This window comes from Micromonospora chaiyaphumensis, from assembly GCF_900091435.1.
GTDB lineage: Bacteria > Actinomycetota > Actinomycetes > Mycobacteriales > Micromonosporaceae > Micromonospora > Micromonospora chaiyaphumensis.
Genome location: NZ_FMCS01000004.1, coordinates 374,520 through 393,352, shown reverse-complemented (window position 1 = coordinate 393,352; position 18,833 = coordinate 374,520). Strand labels below are relative to the sequence as shown.

23 protein-coding genes and 1 riboswitch are annotated in these 18,833 nt (G+C 73.0%); of the genes, 21 read left to right on the top strand and 2 right to left on the bottom strand.

Annotated elements, in window-relative coordinates:
* Positions 1–83 precede the first annotated feature (83 nt).
* From secY to truA, 12 genes are all read left to right on the top strand, one after another.
* Positions 84–1,409 (top strand): preprotein translocase subunit SecY, encoded by a 1,326-nt coding sequence (gene secY, locus GA0070214_RS13820; protein ID WP_091262786.1) that lies wholly within the window; start codon positions 84–86, stop codon positions 1,407–1,409.
* Entirely contained in the window at positions 1,410–2,063 is a 654-nt protein-coding gene (locus tag GA0070214_RS13815; protein ID WP_091262784.1) for an adenylate kinase, read from the top strand. It abuts the gene before it with no gap.
* An 89-nt stretch (positions 2,064–2,152) separates the two neighbouring features.
* A complete protein-coding gene (gene map, locus GA0070214_RS13810) occupies positions 2,153–3,004 on the top strand; it encodes a type I methionyl aminopeptidase (protein ID WP_091262782.1) in 852 nt (283 codons plus the stop codon).
* Between the two features lie 121 nt (positions 3,005–3,125).
* The gene (locus GA0070214_RS13805; protein WP_244167698.1) at positions 3,126–3,632 is read left to right on the top strand and encodes a DUF1707 SHOCT-like domain-containing protein; all 507 of its coding nucleotides are present in this window, start codon (positions 3,126–3,128) and stop codon (positions 3,630–3,632) included.
* 270 nt (positions 3,633–3,902) lie between these two features.
* Positions 3,903–4,124 (top strand): translation initiation factor IF-1, encoded by a 222-nt coding sequence (infA, locus tag GA0070214_RS13800; protein ID WP_007073013.1) that lies wholly within the window; start codon positions 3,903–3,905, stop codon positions 4,122–4,124.
* Positions 4,125–4,216: 92 nt separating this feature from the next.
* Positions 4,217–4,333, top strand: a complete 117-nt coding sequence (rpmJ, locus tag GA0070214_RS13795) for a 50S ribosomal protein L36 (RefSeq protein WP_091262778.1) — start codon at positions 4,217–4,219, stop codon at positions 4,331–4,333.
* A 262-nt stretch (positions 4,334–4,595) separates the two neighbouring features.
* Positions 4,596–4,976, top strand: coding sequence for a 30S ribosomal protein S13 (rpsM, locus tag GA0070214_RS13790; RefSeq protein ID WP_091262776.1), 381 nt, complete (start codon positions 4,596–4,598; stop codon positions 4,974–4,976).
* 18 nt (positions 4,977–4,994) lie between these two features.
* Positions 4,995–5,402, top strand: coding sequence for a 30S ribosomal protein S11 (rpsK, locus tag GA0070214_RS13785; protein ID WP_076466649.1), 408 nt, complete (start codon positions 4,995–4,997; stop codon positions 5,400–5,402).
* Positions 5,403–5,415: 13 nt separating this feature from the next.
* A complete protein-coding gene (rpsD, locus tag GA0070214_RS13780) occupies positions 5,416–6,042 on the top strand; it encodes a 30S ribosomal protein S4 (protein ID WP_091262774.1) in 627 nt (208 codons plus the stop codon).
* 96 nt (positions 6,043–6,138) lie between these two features.
* The gene (locus tag GA0070214_RS13775) at positions 6,139–7,161 is read left to right on the top strand and encodes a DNA-directed RNA polymerase subunit alpha (RefSeq protein ID WP_007073009.1); all 1,023 of its coding nucleotides are present in this window, start codon (positions 6,139–6,141) and stop codon (positions 7,159–7,161) included.
* Between the two features lie 34 nt (positions 7,162–7,195).
* Positions 7,196–7,756, top strand: a complete 561-nt coding sequence (rplQ, locus tag GA0070214_RS13770) for a 50S ribosomal protein L17 (RefSeq protein ID WP_091262773.1) — start codon at positions 7,196–7,198, stop codon at positions 7,754–7,756.
* A 71-nt stretch (positions 7,757–7,827) separates the two neighbouring features.
* Positions 7,828–8,661, top strand: a complete 834-nt coding sequence (gene truA / locus GA0070214_RS13765) for a tRNA pseudouridine(38-40) synthase TruA (protein ID WP_091262770.1) — start codon at positions 7,828–7,830, stop codon at positions 8,659–8,661.
* A gap of 57 nt (positions 8,662–8,718) precedes the next feature.
* Here truA and GA0070214_RS13760 read toward each other — a convergent pair whose 3' ends face one another.
* Positions 8,719–9,684 carry a hypothetical protein gene (locus GA0070214_RS13760; RefSeq protein ID WP_279615656.1) on the bottom strand — a complete coding sequence of 322 codons (966 nt, stop codon included), beginning with the start codon at positions 9,682–9,684 and terminating at the stop codon, positions 8,719–8,721.
* 369 nt (positions 9,685–10,053) lie between these two features.
* Here GA0070214_RS13760 and GA0070214_RS13755 point away from each other — a divergent pair, with 369 nt between their 5' ends.
* From GA0070214_RS13755 to GA0070214_RS13745, 3 genes are read left to right on the top strand one after another with little or no spacing between them, the layout of a single operon-like run.
* Positions 10,054–10,659, top strand: coding sequence for a class I SAM-dependent methyltransferase (locus GA0070214_RS13755; protein WP_091263123.1), 606 nt, complete (start codon positions 10,054–10,056; stop codon positions 10,657–10,659).
* A 41-nt stretch (positions 10,660–10,700) separates the two neighbouring features.
* A complete protein-coding gene (locus GA0070214_RS13750) occupies positions 10,701–12,377 on the top strand; it encodes an ABC-F family ATP-binding cassette domain-containing protein (protein WP_091262766.1) in 1,677 nt (558 codons plus the stop codon).
* 21 nt (positions 12,378–12,398) lie between these two features.
* Positions 12,399–13,361, top strand: coding sequence for an aldo/keto reductase (locus GA0070214_RS13745; protein WP_208602753.1), 963 nt, complete (start codon positions 12,399–12,401; stop codon positions 13,359–13,361).
* 161 nt (positions 13,362–13,522) lie between these two features.
* Here GA0070214_RS13745 and GA0070214_RS13740 read toward each other — a convergent pair whose 3' ends face one another.
* The gene (locus GA0070214_RS13740; RefSeq protein ID WP_091262763.1) at positions 13,523–14,425 is read right to left on the bottom strand and encodes a DUF559 domain-containing protein; all 903 of its coding nucleotides are present in this window, start codon (positions 14,423–14,425) and stop codon (positions 13,523–13,525) included.
* Between the two features lie 121 nt (positions 14,426–14,546).
* Positions 14,547–14,657, top strand: a riboswitch (TPP riboswitch).
* Here GA0070214_RS13740 and GA0070214_RS13735 point away from each other — a divergent pair.
* The 6 genes from GA0070214_RS13735 (at position 14,652) to thiD (ending at position 18,819) form a co-directional block, all read left to right on the top strand.
* On the top strand, positions 14,652–15,278 hold the full coding sequence (locus tag GA0070214_RS13735; protein ID WP_091262761.1) for a thiamine phosphate synthase: 627 nt from the start codon (positions 14,652–14,654) through the stop codon (positions 15,276–15,278). It overlaps the preceding riboswitch by 6 nt.
* The gene (thiO, locus tag GA0070214_RS13730; RefSeq protein ID WP_091262759.1) at positions 15,272–16,360 is read left to right on the top strand and encodes a glycine oxidase ThiO; all 1,089 of its coding nucleotides are present in this window, start codon (positions 15,272–15,274) and stop codon (positions 16,358–16,360) included. The genes GA0070214_RS13735 and thiO overlap by 7 nt, the downstream gene beginning before the upstream one ends.
* The gene (thiS, locus tag GA0070214_RS13725; RefSeq protein ID WP_091262758.1) at positions 16,351–16,551 is read left to right on the top strand and encodes a sulfur carrier protein ThiS; all 201 of its coding nucleotides are present in this window, start codon (positions 16,351–16,353) and stop codon (positions 16,549–16,551) included. Before thiO ends, thiS begins: the two co-directional genes overlap by 10 nt.
* Positions 16,548–17,327 (top strand): thiazole synthase, encoded by a 780-nt coding sequence (locus GA0070214_RS13720; protein ID WP_091262756.1) that lies wholly within the window; start codon positions 16,548–16,550, stop codon positions 17,325–17,327. Before thiS ends, GA0070214_RS13720 begins: the two co-directional genes overlap by 4 nt.
* A 74-nt stretch (positions 17,328–17,401) precedes the next feature.
* Positions 17,402–18,034 (top strand): thiamine phosphate synthase, encoded by a 633-nt coding sequence (locus GA0070214_RS13715; protein ID WP_377463211.1) that lies wholly within the window; start codon positions 17,402–17,404, stop codon positions 18,032–18,034.
* On the top strand, positions 18,031–18,819 hold the full coding sequence (gene thiD, locus GA0070214_RS13710) for a bifunctional hydroxymethylpyrimidine kinase/phosphomethylpyrimidine kinase (protein WP_091262754.1): 789 nt from the start codon (positions 18,031–18,033) through the stop codon (positions 18,817–18,819). Before GA0070214_RS13715 ends, thiD begins: the two co-directional genes overlap by 4 nt.
* The last annotated feature ends 14 nt before the right edge of the window (positions 18,820–18,833 follow it).

Genomic DNA, 18,833 nt, shown 5'->3' with positions numbered 1-18,833 from the left:
TGGATATCGGGCGGTCCGCCCGGCACCCACCCCGCTCCGCCAGGGATCATCACCGGCGGCCCGCGTCGCGCAGGAGGAAGAAGTTGCTGTCCGCCTTTCTCAGTGCGTTCCGTACGCCTGACCTGCGCAAGAAGCTGCTGTTCACAGTAGGCATCATCGCGGTCTACCGGCTCGGCGCCACGCTGCCCAGCCCGGGTGTCTCGTACGGCAACGTGCAGAAGTGCCTCGACACCATCCAGGGCGGCACCGGTGTGCTGGGCCTGCTGGATCTCTTCTCCGGGGGCGCGCTGCTCCAGCTCTCGGTCTTCGCGCTGGGCATCATGCCCTACATCACCGCGTCGATCATCCTGCAGCTGCTGACCGTGGTCATCCCGCGCCTGGAGCAGCTCCGCAAGGAGGGCCAGGCCGGCCAGGCGAAGATCACCCAGTACACCCGCTACCTCACGCTGGGCCTGGGCATCCTCCAGTCCTCGGCGTTCGTGGCGCTGGCGCGCTCGGGTCAGCTCTTCAACAACCAGTGCGACCAGTACCCGATCGTCCCGCGGGGCACCGGCATCCCGGACTGGCTGACGCTGACCATCCTGGTCATGACGATGACCGCCGGCACCGGTGTGGTGATGTGGCTCGGTGAGCTGATCACCGACCGCGGCGTCGGCAACGGCATGTCCGTGCTGATCTTCACCTCGATCGCGGCCCGGCTCCCCAGCGAGGGCTGGAAGATCAAGACCACCAAGGGCTGGGGGATGTTCCTCCTCGTCATCGCCCTGGTCCTGCTGGTCATCACCGCGGTCACCTTCATCGAGCAGGCCCAGCGCCGGATCCCGGTGCAGTACGCCAAGCGCATGATCGGCCGGCGGATGTACGGCGGCACGTCCACCTACATCCCGCTCAAGGTGAACCAGGCCGGTGTCATCCCGGTCATCTTCGCCTCGTCGCTGCTCTACCTGCCGACGCTCGCGCTCCAGTTCTTCGACCAGAACAACCCGGGGAAGACCCAGGCCTGGATCCAGAACCACATCGTGAAGGCGAGCGCGCCGGAGCACATCGCGATCTACTTCCTGCTGATCATCTTCTTCACCTACTTCTACGTGTCGATCACGTTCAACCCGACCGAGGTCGCGGACAACATGAAGAAGTACGGCGGCTTCGTGCCGGGCATCCGCCCCGGCAAGCCGACCGCCGAGTACCTCGACTTCATCCTCAGCCGGATCACCCTGCCGGGCGCGCTCTACCTCGGCATCGTCGCGGTCCTGCCGAACTTCTTCTTCGTCTGGCTGGACAACCAGCAGTTCCAGAACTTCCCGTTCGGCGGCACCGCTGTGCTCATCATGGTCGGCGTCGGTCTGGAGACCGTGAAGCAGATCGAGAGCCAACTCATGCAGCGGAACTACGAAGGGTTCCTGCGGTAGATGCGACTCGTTCTGGTTGGCCCGCCGGGCGCGGGCAAGGGCACGCAGGCGGAGTTCATCGCCGCTCACCTCTCGGTGCCGAAGATCTCCACCGGTGACATCTTCCGGGCCAACGTCTCCCAGGGCACGCCCCTGGGAGTCGAGGCCAAGCGGTACATGGACGCCGGCAAGCTGGTCCCGGACGAGGTCACCATCAACATGGTGCGGGACCGGCTCGCCGAGCCGGACGCCGGTGAGGGCTTCCTCCTCGACGGCTTCCCGCGCACCACGCCGCAGGCGGCCGCGCTGGACAAGCTCCTCGCCGACCTCGGCACCGCGCTGGACCTGGTTCTGGAACTGGTCGTCGACGACGACGAGGTGATCCGGCGGCTGTCCGGCCGGCGCACCTGCCGGGGCTGCGGCAAGATCTGGCACATCGAGTTCGACGCCACCACGCGCGAGGGCGTCTGCGACCGCTGCGGCGCCGAGCTGTTCCAGCGCGACGACGACAAGCCGGAGACCATCGCGGCCCGGCTGCGGGAGTACGCCGAGAAGACCGCGCCGCTGGTCGACTACTACGGCGCCCAGGGCAAGCTCGTCGGCATCGACGCGACCGGCCCGGTGGAGGACGTCACCGTCCGTGCCATCGACGCCCTCCGCTCCTACGGCGGCTGACGTCCCGCCGGACTCCGGCGGATAGAGTGCGAACAGCGGGGTACGTGCGACGTGCCCCGCTGTTCCGCGCAACGAAAGGTAACGCCTCCATGCGCCGTCCCCAGCTGGACATCCAGCTGAAGACCCCCGAGCAGATCGAGCTGATGCGGGCCGCCGGTCTGGTGGTCGCCCGCGCGCTGCGGCGGATGCGGGAGGCGGTGGCTCCGGGCGTGTCCACCGCCGATCTCGACGCGATCGCCGAGGCCACCATCCGGGAGGCCGGCGCGATCCCGTCGTTCAAGGGCTACCACGGCTTCCCGGCGTCGATCTGCTCCTCGGTCAACGAGCAGGTCGTGCACGCGATCCCCGCGTCGACGCAGGTGCTCCGCGAGGGCGACCTGATCTCGATCGACTGCGGCGCGGTGCTCAACGGCTGGCATGGCGACGCGGCCATCACGGTCGGTGTCGGTGAGGTCGAGCCCGCCCTGCTGAAGATGGCGGCGGTGGCCGAGGACGCCATGTGGGCCGGCATCGCCGCCGCGGCCCGGGGTGCGGCGAGCGGCAAGGGCCGGCTCACCGACATCTCGCACGCGGTGGAGAGCGCGGTCCGCAAGGGCGGCCGGTACGGCATCGTCGACGGCTACGGCGGGCACGGCATCGGCACCGAGATGCACCAGGACCCGCACGTGCTCAACCACGGGCGCCCGGGCAAGGGCCCGCGCCTGGTGCCCGGCCTGGCACTGGCCATCGAGCCGATGATCACCATGGGCTCCCCGCGCACCGTCGAGCTGGCCGACGGCTGGACCGTGGTGACCCGCGACCGGTCGATGGCGGTGCACGTCGAGCACTCGATGGCGCTGCTGGACGACGGCGTGTGGGTGCTGACCGCCGAGGACGGCGGCCGGGCGCGGCTCGGCGACCTGGTCACGGCCCGCCAGACGGCGGATTCCCCGGCGGTCTGACCGGTCCGTCCCCGTCTCGCGCGGCTCGGGCGGTTTCCGCCCGGCTGTGCGCCTCACGACCCGTGCGCGGCCGGTGAGCGGGGTTACCGGGCGGTGGCGCGCCGGTGGCATGCTTGCCGTCATGGACGGGCGGAGCGGGATGCGGGCGGCCGACGCCGACCGGGAGGCCACGGCGGAGCGGCTCCGGGTGGCCCTGAACGAGGGCCGGCTCGACCTGCACGAGTACGACGAGCGGCTGGTCCGCGCGTACGGGGCGAAGACCTACGCCGACCTGGACGAGGTGGTGGCCGACCTGCCCGGGACGACGCCGGCGCAGCGCGCCGCGGTGGCCCCGGCGCCGCCGTCCGCGCCGGTGGGCGCCGTCGACGCACCGGTCGGGGAGCGGGGGCGCGGCACCGGCTGGCTGCTCGCGATCTGGTCGCCGTGGCTGCGGGTCGCCGCGATCCTCACCGCGATCTGGCTGTTCGCGTCGGTCGGCTCCGGGCACCTCGGGCACTACTGGCCGGTCTGGGCGATCGGGCCGTGGGGATTCTTCCTGCTGATGCGCACGGTGGGCGGCCACGACCACGGCGGAAACGCGGCCGAGCGGCGTGGCCGGCCCCGGCGGGACCGTCGCCGGCGCCGGTGACCCGCCCGGTGCTGTGGCCGGCGCCACAGCCGTCTCGTGCGGCTCGGCGAATTTCCTCCGTCGAGGTGACCGGCCCGGTGGTCGGTTTGGCGACGGCGCGCAGGCGGGCGTACACTTTCTGATCGGCGCACAGCGTCCACTCCGGCATGCCCACCCTGCGCTTCGGTGGGAGTCGGAGCCGCGGCTGGCTCGGGCTCGGTGAATCTCGCCGGAGCCCGTGTAAGACGTTGTGGGCCGTCCGGAGTAACCGACGTCAGGACAGCGGAGGACATGCCGAAAAAAGACGGAGCCATCGAGATCGAGGGTCGGGTCATCGAGCCCCTGCCGAACGCCATGTTCCGGGTGGAGCTCGCGAACGGCCACAAGGTGCTGGCTCACATCAGCGGCAAGATGCGGCAGCACTACATCCGCATCCTGCCGGAGGACCGGGTCGTCGTCGAACTCTCGCCGTACGACCTGACCCGCGGGCGCATCGTCTACCGCTACAAGTAAGCCTGACGACGGCCGGGACGTCCCCGTGTCCGTCTTCGACGTCCGGGTCGCGCATCGTCGCGTCTCCGGGCCAGATGGGAAGTAAGGCAACCGTGAAGGTCAAGCCGAGCGTCAAGAGGATCTGCAACAACTGCCGGGTGATCCGGCGGCACGGCCGGGTCATGATCATTTGCTCCACCGACCCGCGCCACAAGCAGCGCCAGGGCTGAGTCGTTCCCGCCGACCGTGACGAGCGGCGGCGGACCGGCCCGGGTGGCAGATCCCGACACACATCACCAGCTCGTCCCAGCCGCGAGCGGTACGCAGCGCGTACCCCCTCGTGGTTGACCCCCGGTCGGAGGCCGGGGCCCGCTCGGGCAGCGACCGATCCCGGTCGCCGGCGCTGATCGCGCCGGAAGGACAGGGACGGTCGGTAGCGGGGTGGGACGGGTCCACACCTCCGCCACAACATCACGAGGAGTACGCCCGCACATGGCACGTCTAGTCGGCGTGGACCTCCCCCGCGACAAGCGGATGGAGATCGCGCTCACCTACATCTTCGGGGTCGGTCGCACCCGCGCCCTGGAGACGCTCGCCGCCACCGGCATCTCGCCGGACAAGCGCGCTCGGGACCTCACGGACGAGGAGCTCGTGCAGCTCCGCGACCACATCGAGGCCAACTACCAGGTTGAAGGTGACCTTCGCCGCGAGGTCGCCGCCGACATCCGCCGCAAGGTCGAGATCGGCTGCTACGCGGGCATCCGGCACCGCCGGGGCCTGCCCGTCCGTGGCCAGCGGACCAAGACCAACGCGCGGACCCGCAAGGGCCCGAAGCGGACCGTGGCCGGCAAGAAGAAGCCCGGCAAGAAGTAACTAGGAGCGCACAGACTTATGCCACCGAAGGCTCGTGCCGGAGCCGCCGTCAAGAAGGTCCGGCGCAAGGAACGCAAGAACGTCGCCCACGGGCAGGCGCACATCAAGAGCACCTTCAACAACACCATCGTGTCCATCACGGACCCGACCGGTGCGGTCATCTCCTGGGCCTCCGCGGGCCAGGTGGGCTTCAAGGGCTCGCGCAAGTCGACCCCGTTCGCCGCGCAGCTGGCCGCCGAGGCTGCCGCGCGCCGGGCCATGGATCACGGCATGCGCAAGGTCGACGTGTTCGTCAAGGGCCCCGGCTCCGGCCGGGAGACCGCCATCCGTTCGCTGCAGGCCGTCGGGCTGGAGGTCGGGCAGATCTCCGACGTCACCCCGCAGCCCCACAACGGGTGCCGTCCGCCGAAGCGTCGTCGGGTCTGAGAGGTAGAGAGAGATGGCTCGTTACACCGGTGCTGACTGCCGCCGTTGCCGGCGGGAGAAGATGAAGCTGTTCCTCAAGGGCAGCAAGTGCGATGGCCCGAAGTGCCCGTTCGAGTCCCGGCCGTTCCCGCCCGGGCAGCACGGCCGCGGCCGCACCAAGGAGACGGAGTACCTGCTCCAGCTCCGTGAGAAGCAGAAGGCCCGCCGTGTCTACGGCGTGCTGGAGAAGCAGTTCCGCGGTTACTACGAGGAGGCCGTGGGCAAGCAGGCCAAGACCGGTGAGGTCCTCCTGCAGATCCTCGAGTCGCGGCTGGACAACGTGGTCTACCGGGCCGGCTACGCCGGTTCCCGGGACATGGCCCGCCAGCTGGTCAAGCACGGTCACTTCACGGTGAACGGCAAGAAGGTCGACATCCCGTCGTACCGGGTCAAGGAGCACGACATCATCGAGGTGCGGGAGAAGAGCAAGCAGCTCACCCCGTTCCTGGTGGCGCAGGCTCAGGCCGGTTCGCGGGCGGTTCCGGCCTGGCTCGAGGCGATCCCCAGCCAGATGAAGATCCTCGTGCACTCGCTCCCGGCCCGCCAGGTGATCGACACCCAGGTCCAGGAGCAGCTGATCGTCGAGCTCTACTCCAAGTAAGGGCTCGTTGCGGTGGCCCGCCCCGCGGGGCGGGCCACCGGAACAGTTTGTGTCGTGGGCGTCATATAGCGGGCGCCCCGGAAGAGAAGAGAAAAGATGCTCATCAGCCAGCGACCGTCTCTCTCCGAAGAGTCGATCAACGAGACCCGGTCCCGGTTCACCATCGAGCCGCTGGAGCCGGGCTTCGGCTACACCCTGGGCAACTCGCTGCGGCGCACGCTGCTGTCGTCCATCCCGGGTGCGGCGGTCACCTCGATCAAGATCGACGGTGTCCTGCACGAGTTCACCACGATCCCCGGTGTCAAGGAGGACGTGGTCGAGCTCGTCATGAACATCAAGGAGCTGTGCGTCAGCTCCGAGCACGACGAGCCGGTCAGCATGTACCTGCGCAAGCAGGGCCCGGGCGACGTGACCGCCGGTGACATCCAGCCCCCGGCCGGTGTCTCGGTGCACAACCCGGACCTGAAGCTCGCCACCCTCAACGGCAAGGGCCGGCTCGACATGGAGCTGACCGTCGAGCGGGGTCGCGGCTACGTCACCGCGGCGCAGAACAAGCAGGCGGGTGCCGAGATCGGCCGGATCCCGGTCGACTCGATCTACTCGCCCGTGCTCAAGGTGACCTACCGGGTCGAGGCGACCCGTGTCGAGCAGCGGACCGACTTCGACCGGCTGATCATCGACGTCGAGACCAAGCCGTCCATGGGCCCGCGCACCGCGCTGGCCTCGGCCGGCTCGACGCTGGTGGAGCTGTTCGGGCTGGCCCGGGAGCTGGACGAGACCGCCGAGGGCATCGACATCGGGCCGTCCCCGCAGGACGCCCAGCTGGCGGCCGACCTGGCCCTGCCGATCGAGGAGCTGGACCTCACCGTCCGCTCCTACAACTGCCTCAAGCGCGAGGGCATCAACTCCGTTGGTGAGCTCATCGGGCGTACCGAGGCCGACCTCCTCGACATCCGCAACTTCGGTCAGAAGTCGATCGACGAGGTCAAGATGAAGCTCGCCGGGATGGGCCTGGGGCTGAAGGACTCGGCTCCGAACTTCGACCCGGCGCACGTCGTGGACGCCTTCGGCGAGGCCGACTACGACACCGACGACTACCGCGAGACCGAGCAGCTCTAGTCCGCGCTGCCGCCACACCTGAGGAGCACCAAGCATGCCCACGCCCACCAAGGGCCCCCGCCTCGGCGGCAGCCCCGCGCACGAGCGGCTGATGCTGGCCAACCTGGCCACCGCGCTGTTCCAGCACGGCAAGATCCAGACCACCGAGACGAAGGCCCGGCGGCTGCGTCCGCTGGCCGAGCAGCTCATCACCAAGGCCAAGCGCGGCGACCTCGCCGCGCGGCGCCGGGTGCTGGGCGTCGTCAAGGACAAGGACGTGGTCTACGCCCTGTTCGACCAGATCGCGCCCCGGTACGCCAACCGCAACGGTGGCTACACCCGGATCGTGAAGACCGGTCCGCGCAAGGGTGACGCCGCTCCGATGGCGATCATCGAGCTGGTGGAGGAGCTTCAGGTCGCCGAGCCGAAGGCGAACAAGAAGACCGCCGCCCGCAAGGCCGCGCAGCAGGACAAGGTCGAGGCCCTGGCCCCGGCCGAGGAGACCCCGGCGTCGGCCCCGGCCGACCAGGACTCCGAGCCGCCGGTGCACGCTTCCGGTGACACCGCCGAGGCGCGTGAGGACAGCGACGAGGCCACCGAGAACGACAAGGCCTGAGCGCAGGCCGCATCGTCGGGCCCGGTACCCCCGCGCGGGGTGCCGGGCCCGACGGCATGAGGAGGTACGAGGTGGACGAGCGGACCCGGCTGCGGCTGGACGTCTCGTACGACGGCACCGATTTCTCCGGCTGGGCGGCCCAGCCCGCCCGGCGCACCGTCGCCGGGGTGCTCACGGAGACCTTCGACCTGGTCCTCGGCGCGGGCACCGCGACCGGGCTGACCGTGGCCGGGCGCACCGACGCCGGTGTGCACGCCACCGGGCAGGTCTGCCACCTCGACCTGCCCACCGAGGTGTGGCAGCAGCACGACGGGCGGCTGCTGCGCCGGCTGGCCCGGCTGCTCCCGCCGGACGTGCGGGTGCGGGCCATGACCGCGGTGCCGGCCGACTTCGACGCCCGCTTCTCGGCCACCTTCCGCCGCTACGAGTACCGGGTGACCGACGCGCCGTGGGGCGCCGAGCCGCTGCGCCGCACCGACACCCTGGCCTGGCCGAAGCCGCTGGACCTGGCGGCGCTGAACGCCGCCGCGGCCGGCCTCGTGGGTGAGCACGACTTCGCGGCGTACTGCCGGCGCAAGGAGAACGCCACCACGCTGCGCGAGGTGACCCGGCTGGACTGGCGGCGCGAGCCGGACGGGATCCTGGTCGCCACGGTGCAGGCCGACGCGTTCTGCCAGAACATGGTGCGCAGCCTGGTCGGCGCCATGCTGGTGGCCGGGGACGGCCGCCGGCCGGTCGAGTGGCCGGCCGGCCTGCTGAGCCGCCACGAGCGCGCCAGCGAGGTGACCGTGGCGCCCGCGCACGGGCTGGCCCTGGTCGAGGTCGGCTACCCGGCCGACCCCGCCGAGTACGCCCGCCGCGCCGACCTCACCCGCCGCCTGCGGGTGCCGGTCACCGAGGGCTGAGCACAGCGGAACGGCCCGCCGCCCCGGTGCGGGACGACGGGCCGTGGCCGTCGGGCCTCAGTTGCCGCTGCCGTCCTGGCCGGCGGTGCCGTCGGTCGGGCCGGCGGTGGGCTGGCTGGCCACCCCGCCGTTGGCCCGGCGCTCCAGCACGCCCCGGTTCAGGTAGACCTCGATCATGTCGTACAGGATGTCCCGCGCCTTGGTGTCGGTGGAGCTGATCCGTTCCCCGTCGGCGCGGGTGACCACGCAGTAGGCCAGGTAGTGGCCGCGGACCTGCCAGCCCACCCGGGCGGCTGCCGTCGCCACCACCTCGGTGTCGTTGCTCGCCGCCATGCCGCGGAACCGGCCCTGCCGTTCGTCCAGCATCGGCCGGATCCGGTCGCGGGCCCGCTGGGCGCTGGCCACGTCGGTCAGGTTGAACAGGCCGGCGGTGAGCAGGTGGTCGCCGTCGGCGGAGCGCAGGGTGGCCCGGACCACCTGGTTGCAGCCGAGACGGACCAGCAGGTCGGCGACCTCACCGGTGGCCGCGACCGCGCAGCTGCCGCTGGAGTGCGTCTTGAGCACCCGGTACGCCGGCTGCCCGTCGGCCACGACCAGCTGCTGGCCGGGGAAGACCTCCTTGGCGGTGAGCGCCGCCTGGTCGGTGTCCCGGGAGTCCAGGTCGTGCCCGTCGGCCGCGGCGGACTGCTCCACCGCCGGCGGGCTGCTCTGCTGGCCGGCCTGCGGCGTGGCGGTGCGGTCCTCCAGGAGGGCGGCGACGGCCAGCCCGGTGAGGGCGAGCAGCATCAGCACGGCGGCGCCGCCGATCAGCACCTGCCAGGTCCGGCCGCCGCCGCGCCGGGGCTCGGCGTGGCGGGACCGGGACAGGTCCAGCGGATCGGTGGTCCGGACGCCGGGATCGGGCGGGGCCGACATCTCCGGTCCGGGCGTCGGCGGGGACGACATCTCCGGTCGGGGTGCGGCGGCGGGCGTCGGCTGCGGCACCGGTGGTGCGGGCGGCGCCGCCGGCGTGGGCTGCGGCACGGGAGCGGGCTCCCGGGGCGGAGCGGGCCGGCTGGGCGCCGGGGCCGGTGCCGGGGGCGGCGGGGCCGGGGCGCGCGTTTCGACGGCCGGTGGGGCGGGCCGGACCGGCGGTGGCAGCGACGGGGTGGGGAAGCGGGACGGCGAGGGACCCGCCGGCGGAGCCGCCGCGGCGCCGGACGGGTCCGACCCGGGCCTCGGGTACTCCAGGAAGGCGTCCTCATCGGACTCGTACCGATACACCATGTTGGCTACAGTAGGGGCCATTGTCCCTTTCGTGGGTAATATCGCGAAATTCCGGCGAAGTGGCGTCGAATCCTGCCGAGCGCACCGTCGCCGGGGCCGCCCCCGGCCGGTGCGACAATGCCCGACGTGACCGGCGACCACTACTTCACCGCTGAACCCACGATCCCCGCCCAGCCGCGTGAGGTCGAGTTCTCCGTCGCCGGGCGCGACTACACCCTCGCCTCGGCCAGCGGCGTCTTCTCCGCCACCCGCCTCGACCCCGGCACGGCCGTGCTGCTGCGCAAGGCCGACCTGCCGGCCCCCGACACCACCGGCCCGCTGCTCGACGTGGGGTGCGGCTTCGGCCCGATCACCTGCGTACTGGCCAGCACCGCGCCGGCCGCCACCGTCTGGGCGGTCGACGTCAACCAGCGGGCCCGCGATCTCACCGCCGCCAACGCCGCCCGGGTCGGCGCCGCCCGCCGGGTCCGGGTGGCCGCGCCGGACGACGTACCCGCCGACCTCGCCTTCGCCGAGATCTGGTCCAACCCGCCGATCCACATCGGCAAGGCGGAGCTGCACGAGCTGCTGCTGCGCTGGTTGCCGCGGCTCGCCCCGGACGGGGTGGCCTGGCTGGTCGTCGCGCGGCACCTCGGCGGCGACTCGCTGCACCGGTGGCTCGTCGAGCAGGGCTGGCAGGTCGACCGGCACGCCAGCCAGAAGGGCTTCCGGGTGCTCCGGGTCACCCGGTAATCGAGTGTCGCGCACGCCCTCCCCTCGGGCAGGATGCCCGCGTGGGATACGTGGACGTGGCAGGGGTCGGGCACATCCTCCCGGACGGCCGGGAGCTCTTCGCCGACGTGTCGTTCCGGGTCGGTGAGGGAGCCAAGGTGGCGCTCGTCGGCCCCAACGGCGCCGGCAAGACGACCCTGCTGCGCATGGTCGCCGGCGACCTGCCGGTGAAGACCGGCGCGGTCGCCCGCTCCGGCGGGCTCGGCGTCATGCGCCAGTTCATCGGCATGATCGGCGACGAGTCGACCCTCGCCGACCTGGCGCTGTCGCTCGCACCGCCCGCCCTGCGCGACGCCGGCCGCCGCCTCGCCGACACCGAGGCGGCCATGCGGGCGGCCGAGGTCCGCGGCAAGTACAGCAGCACCGCCGGCAAGGCCCAGCTCGCGTACGCGGACGCGCTGGCCGCCTGGGGCGAGACCGGCGGGTACGACGCCGAGGTGCTCTTCGACACCGTCGCCACCATCGTCCTCGACCTGCCGTGGGACGCCGCCCGGGAGCGCCCCGTGCGGACCCTGTCCGGCGGCCAGCAGAAGCGGTTCGCGCTGGAACTGCTGCTCCGCGGCCCGGACGAGGTGCTCCTCCTCGACGAGCCGGACAACTTCCTCGACGTGCCCGGCAAGCGCTGGCTGGAGGCCCGGCTGCGCGAGTCCGGCAAGTCCGTCCTCTACGTCTCGCACGACCGGGAGCTGCTGGCCCAGACCGCCGACCGGGTCGTCGCCGTCGAGGGTGGCAGCGCCTGGATCCACCCGGGCGGATTCGCCAGCTGGCACGAGGCCCGGGTGGCCCGGCACGCCCGCCTCGACGAGCTGCGCCGCCGCTGGGACGAGGAGCACCAGAAGCTGCGCGAGCTGATGCTCATGTACAAGCAGAAGGCCGCGTACAACGACGGGATGGCCTCCCGCTACCAGGCCGCGCAGACCCGGCTGCGCAAGTTCGAGGAGGCCGGGCCGCCGCCCGTACCCCCGAAGGAGCAGGACATCCGGATGCGCCTCACCGGCGGGCGGACCGGAAAGCGCGCGGTGATCGCCGAGCAGCTCGAACTGGACGGCCTCACCTACCCCTTCGACCTGGAACTCTGGTACGGCGACCGGGTCGCGGTGCTCGGCGCGAACGGGACCGGGAAGTCGCACTTCCTGCGCCTGCTCGCCCGCGGCGGCACCGACCCGGATCCGGCCAACATCCCGGTCGACGGGGCGAAACTCGCGCCCGTCACGCACGACGGCGTGGTCCGCCTCGGCGCCCGGGTCCGGCCCGGCCACTTCTCCCAGACCCACGACCGGCCGGAACTCATGGAGAAGACGCTCGTCGACATCCTGTGGCGGGGCGACGAGCACCGGGCCGGCATGGACCGGCACGCGGCCATGGCGGCGCTGTCCCGGTACGAGCTGGCCGGTCAGGGCGACCAGCGGTTCGGCACCCTCTCCGGTGGCCAGCAGGCGCGCTTCCTGGTGCTGCTGCTGGAGCTGTCCGGTGCGACCCTGCTGCTGCTCGACGAGCCGACCGACAACCTCGACCTGGCCTCCGCCGAGGCCCTCGAAGCAGGGCTTGACGCGTTCGCCGGGACGGTCGTGGCGGTCACCCACGACCGGTGGTTCACCCGCTCCTTCGACCGGTTCGTGCTGTTCCGGGGCGACGGCGAGGTGGTGGAGACCCCGGAGCCGGTCTGGGACGTCGGCTGACCGCCCGGCCGGCGGCATAGGGTGGATCTCGTGACTGAGATGACCTACCGCCGGCTGGGCGACTCCGGACTCGTGGTGTCCGTGGTCGGCATCGGCTGCAACAACTTCGGCCGCAAGCTCGACCTCGACGGCACCCGGGCGGTCGTCGACGCCGCGCTCGACGCCGGGATCAACTTCTTCGACACCGCGGACATCTACGGCGAGCCGCAGGGCGGCTCCGAGGAACTGCTCGGGCAGGCGCTCAAAGGCCGCCGGGACGACGTGGTGGTCGCCACCAAGTTCGGCATGGACATGCACGGGTTGAACGGGCCGGACCACGGCGCCCGGGGCGCCCGCCGCTACATCGCCCGGGCGGTCGAGGCGTCCCTGCGCCGCCTCGACACCGATCACATCGACCTCTACCAGATGCACGAGCCCGACCCGGGCACCCCGATCGACGAGACGCTCGCCGCGCTGGACGACCTGGTCACCGCCGGCAAGGTGCGCTACCTCGGCAACTCCAACTTCGCCGGCTGGCAGATCGCCGACGCCGACTGGACCGCCTCCTCCCAGGGCCGCGCGCGCTTCATCTCCGCACAGAACCACTACAGCCTCGTGGAACGGTCCGTCGAGGCCGAGGTGATCCCGGCGTGCGAGCGGTTCGGCCTGGGCATGCTGCCGTTCTTCCCCCTCGCCAACGGGCTGCTCACCGGCAAGTACAAGCGGAACGAGAAGCCGCCCGCCGGCAGCCGGCTCTCCGGCGGCGGCCGGTACGCCGAGCGCCTCGCGGCCGCCGACTGGGACACCATCGAGGCCATCGAGGCGTACGCGGCCGAGCGCGGGATCAGCATGCTCCAGGTGGCCATCGGCGGGCTCGCCGCCCGGCCGGCGGTGACCTCGGTGATCGCCGGCGCGACCACGCCCGAGCAGGTACGCGCCAACGCCGAGGCGGGCACCTGGCAGCCCACTGACGAGGACCTCGACGTCCTCGACGCCCTCCTCTGAGACACCCTCCGCTGCCCCGGCGCCGCCTTCCAGGTGCCGGGGCAGCGTGCTGTCCACCGCCACGCCGCCGCGCCCCGCCGCCGCGCCAAGGGTGCGAGTGGAGCGCTATGGAGGTCATCCCGCGGTTTTGACCTCCACAGCGCTCCACCGACGGCTGGCGGTCAGTGGGCGGCGCGCTCGCGGAGGGCTTGGCGGACCAGGGTGATCGCGGCGTCCGGGTGGCGCAGGACGTCGTCGGCGGTGAAGCGGAGGACCAGCCAGCCCGCCGCGCGGAGGGCGTTCAGGCGGGCGATGTCCTGGCGGAAGTGGGCGCGTTCCCGGTGGTGGTCACCGTCGTACTCGACGGCGACGCGGAGCGCGGGCCAGGCCAGGTCCAGGCGGGCGATGAAGCAGCCCCGCGCGTCGTGCACGTCGTGCTGGGCGGTGAGCGGGCCGAGGCCGGCGTCGAGCAGAAGCAGCCGCAGGCGGGTCTCCATCGGTGACTCGCTCAGGGGTTCGGCCAGCGCCAGCACCTCCCGAAGCACCGCCGCGCCGGGCCAGCCGGGATGCGCCGCCGCGTAGGCGCGTAGGGCGGACAGCTTCACCACCCGACGGTGCAGCAACGCCTCGACAGCGACCAGCGCCTCGATCCGCGGCCCCTGCCGACCGAGGTCGAAGGCGGTTCGCAGCGCCGTGGTGACCGGCAGCCCGGCGAAGCGGGTGCGGTCGGTGTCCGGCAGCACGGAACGGACCTGGTGCACGCGGGGATGCGGCCGGATCCGCGCGGTCCGGGGCAGCAGCACGGTGACCGGCGCGTCCCGGGCCAGCAGACCGGCACCCCACAGGAAGGCGGCGCTGCGCCCCGCGATCGCCGCGCCGGCCGGTAGTCGTAGTGCCACGGCTTCGCACCACATGCGATGGTCCGTCGGGCGGTGGCCGTCGCGGTGCACGTACACGTCGGGCAGGAGGCTGCACCAGGCAGGTCCCTTCAACATCGCCCAGGTCAGGAGCCCTTCGGCGACGGCGGCGCTGCCCCGGAACGGCAGGAAGGCCAAGCGGCGGGGGACGTGGGCGGGCGAGGGCATCCGGACAGCATGACGTGACCGGGAGATCACCCGCTGTCCCCATCCTCCACGCGGGACGGTCGGTGGGAAATTCGCCACCCGCCCCTTGGCGGATCCGCGCGCACGTCGTACGGTAGGCCCGCAAGTGACCCACGGGAGCCCGGTGCCACCGGGCTGAGAGGGGGGCTGGAAGCCCCCGACCGTCGAACCTGATCCGGGTAATGCCGGCGCAGGGAGGAGAGTTGCCGTGCCGTCCCTGGGACGACTGCATCTGATCACCGACACCCGGCCGGGGCGGGACCCCCTGGCCGTGCTGCGCGCCGCCCTGCCGGTGGCCCGCGCCGAGCTGGTCGTCCAGGTCCGGGTCGAGGACGACGCCAGCGACCGGGAGGCGTACGAGCTGGCCGGGCAGGTGCTCGGGCTGTGCCGGCCGTACGGGGCGACGTGCCTGGTCAACGACCGGCTGCACGTGGCGCTGGCGGTCGACGCGGCCGGCGGGCACGTCGGCGCGGAGGACCTGCCCGTGGCGGCCGCCCGCCGGGTGCTCGGCGCCGGCGCCGTGCTCGGCGCGACCGCGCGTGAGCCGGGCAGCGCTGCCGCGGCGGTCGCCGCCGGGGCCAGCTACCTGGGCGTGGGCCCGTGTCACGCGACCACCACGAAGTCGGGCCTGCCCGACCCGATCGGCCCCGCAGGGCTGCGCGCGGTGGCCGGCGCCGTGGAGGTGCCGGTGATCGCCATCGGCGGGGTGACCGCCGCGTCGGTGCCGGCGCTGCGGGCCGCCGGGGCGTACGGGGTGGCCGTGGTGGGTGCGCTGTCCGGCAGCCCCGATCCCGCCCGCACGACCGCCGAGCTGATCGCGGCACTGACGTGCTGACCCGGCCGGACGTCGCCATCGTGGGGGCGGGACCGGTCGGGCTGGCGATCGCGTGGCGCTGTGCGTCGCGGGGGCTGCGCGTCACCGTCCACGATCCCGCTCCCGGCTCCGGGGCCTCGCACGTCGCCGCCGGGATGCTCTCCCCGGTCGCCGAGGCGTACTTCGGTGAGCACGCGCTGACCGGCCTGCTCGCCGAGTCCGCCACCCGCTGGCCCCGCTTCGCCGCCGACCTGGCCGACGCGGCCGGCGCCGACGTCGGTTATCGCGCCGACGGGACCCTGGTGGTCGGGCTCACCGCCGACGACCTGGCCGAGGCGCGGCGGCTCTGGTCGTACCAGCAGGGTCTGGGACTGCCGATCACGCCGCTGCGGCCCTCGGAGCTGCGCGACCGCGAGCCGGCGCTCGCCCCGCGGGTGCGCGGCGGTGCGGTCGCCCCCGGCGACCACCAGGTCGACCCACGCCGGCTGGTGCCCGCGCTGCGGGCGGCGGCCGAGCGGGCCGGCGCGGTGCTGCGCCCGGACCGGGTCGGCCCGCTGTCCGAGGTGGACGCCGGGGTCACCGTGGTCGCGGCCGGCTGCGGCGCCGCCGCGCTGACCGGGCTGCCGGTCCGGCCGGTGAAGGGCCAGGTGCTCCGGCTCCGCGCGCCCGGCCGCGGCGCGCCGGACTTCCGGCACGTGATCCGGGGGTACGCCGACGGCGAGTCGATCTATCTGGTGCCCCGGGACGGCGGGGAGGTGGTGGTCGGGGCGACGGTCGAGGAGCGCGCCGACACCGAGGTGACCGCCGGCGGGGTGCTCCGGCTGCTCCGGGCCGCTGTGGACCTGGTGCCGGAGCTGGCCGAGTACGACCTGGTGGAGGCGATGGCTGGGCTGCGCCCCGGCACCCCGGACAACGCGCCGATCATCGGGCCGCTGCCGGGCCGGCCCGGCGTGCTCGTCGCCACCGGGCACCACCGGCACGGCATCGTGCTCACCCCGGTCACCGCCGACCTGGTCACCGAGCTGATCGTCACCGGCGAGCCGGATCCGCTGCTCGCCCCCTTCACACCGGACCGGTTCGGGAAGGAGCCCACGTGGAACTGATCGTCAACGGTGCGGGACAGGACCTGCCGGGCGGCTCGACCGTCGCCGACGTGGTCCGCGCGGTCACCGCCCAGGAGCGCGGCCTGGCGGTCGCGGTGAACGGCGAGGTGGTGCCGCGCGGCGGCTGGTCGGCCACGGTGCTGCGCGACGGCGACCGGGTCGAGGTGCTCAGCGCCGCCCAGGGCGGGTGAGCCGGATGTCCTTCGAGATCGGTGGGGTCGGCCTCGGCTCCCGGCTCATCCTCGGCACCGGCGGCGCGGCCAACCTGCACGTGCTGGAGCAGGCGATCCGCGCCTCCGGCACCGAGCTGGTCACGCTGGCGCTGCGCCGGGTGGACACCGCGCCGGGCGCCGCCGGCGGCCTGCTCGACCTGCTGGACCGGTGCGGGGTACGGCTGCTGCCGAACACGGCGGGCTGCCACACGGCGTCCGAGGCCGTGAAGGTGGCGCACCTGGCCCGGGAGGCGTTCGACACCGACTGGGTGAAGCTCGAGGTGATCGGCGACGAGCGCACGCTGCTGCCCGACGGGGTGGAGCTGCTGCGCGCCGCCGAGGAACTGGTGGCCGACGGGTTCACCGTGCTGCCGTACACCTCCGACGACCCGATCCTGGCCCGGCGGCTGGCCGACGTGGGCTGCGCGGCCGTCATGCCGGCCGGCGCGCCGATCGGCTCCGGGCTGGGGGTGAGCAACCCCCACCACATCCGGCTCATCCGGCAGACCGTCGACGTGCCGGTGATCCTCGACGCCGGCATCGGCACCGCCTCCGACGCCGCGCTCGCCATGGAGCTGGGCTGTGACGCCGTGCTGCTGGCCAGCGCCGTCACCCGGGCCGCCGACCCGGTGGCCATGGCCACCGCCATGCGGCACGCGGTGCAGGCGGGGCGGCTGGCGTACGGGGCGGGGCGGATCACCCGCCGCTACCACGCCCTCGCCTCCACCCCCGACGAGGGAAGGCCCGACCTGTGACGGCCGCTGCTACAGATCTTGGTGGGAAGCGGCCCCTCAGGGGGCCGGAACCTTCCAAGATCTCCGGCGACGCCGTGCCGTCCGGCGTCGTGCTGCTCAGCGACCGGTGGCAGGCGCGGCGTCCCCTGACCGAGGTCGTCGAGGCGGCCGTCGCCGGGGGAGTGCGCTGGGTGGTGCTGCGGGAGAAGGACCTGTCCCGGGCCGAACGTGCGGCGCTGGCCGCCGAGCTGCGCGCCATCCTCGCCGACGTCGACGGCCGGCTGATCGTCGCCGGGCCCGACCCGCTCGACGGCGACGCCGTCCACCTGCCGGCCGCCGGCCCGTACCCGCCACCGGCCGCCGGACTGGTCGGCCGCTCCTGTCACGACGCCACCGAGCTGGACCGACTCACCACGGAGGACTACGTGACCCTGTCGCCGGTCTTCCCGACGCGGACCAAACCCGGCTACGGGCCACCCCTGCACGCGGCCGGGCTCCGCGAACTGATCACGACCAGCCCCGTGCCGGTGCTCGCCCTGGGCGGCATCGAGACCCCGGCCCAGGTACGGGAGTGCGTGGCGGCCGGGGCCGCCGGGGTGGCGGTACTAGGCGCCCTCATGCGCGCCCACGATCCCACCGAGCTCGCCGCCGCCCTCATCGGAGCGGCTGGTCGGGCCGATCACGGTCGGCCGCAGACCCCCACCGCAACCAAAGAGGACAACGAGTGACCCCGAGGACAACACTCACGATCGCCGGATCAGACTCCGGCGGCGGGGCCGGCATCCAGGCGGACCTCAAGGTCTTCGCCGCCCTCGGCGCCTACGGCACCAGCGTGCTCACCGCGATCACCGCGCAGAACACCCGGGGCGTGGACGCCGTGCTGCCGCTGCCCCCGCAGACCGTGCGCGACCAGCTCGACAGCGTGCTGGGCGACTTCGACGTACGTGCCGTGAAGACCGGCATGCTCGGCACCCCGGCGGTCGCCGACGCGGTGGCCGAGGCGGCGAAGGCGGGCCGGCTGCCCCACCTGGTCGTCGACCCGGTGCTGGTCGCCACGAGCGGGCACCGGCTCGGCGTGGTGACGGCCGTCGAGCGGCTGCTCCCGTACGCCGAGGTGGCGACCCCGAACTGCGCGGAGGCCGCGGCCCTCACCGGACGCCCGGTGACCACGGTCGAGGAGATGGTCTCGGCGGCCGAGGCGCTGGCGGCCGCCGGCCCGGCGCACGTCGTGGTGACCGGCGGCGACGTCGACGGGGCGGGCGAGTCGGTGGACGTGCTGGCCGGTGGTGGCGCGACCACGCTGCTGCGCGCGCCCCGGGTGCCGACCCGGCACAACCACGGCACCGGCTGCTCGTTCTCGGCGGCGATCGCCGTCCGGCTGGCGGCGGGCGACCCGGTGCCGGTCGCGGTGGCCGCCGCCAAGGAGTACGTGACCCGCGCGCTGACCGGCGCGCGGCACTGGGAGCTGGGCGCGGGACGCGGCCCGCTGGACCACTTCGGCTGGTCCGTTTGAGCGACAGGGAGGCT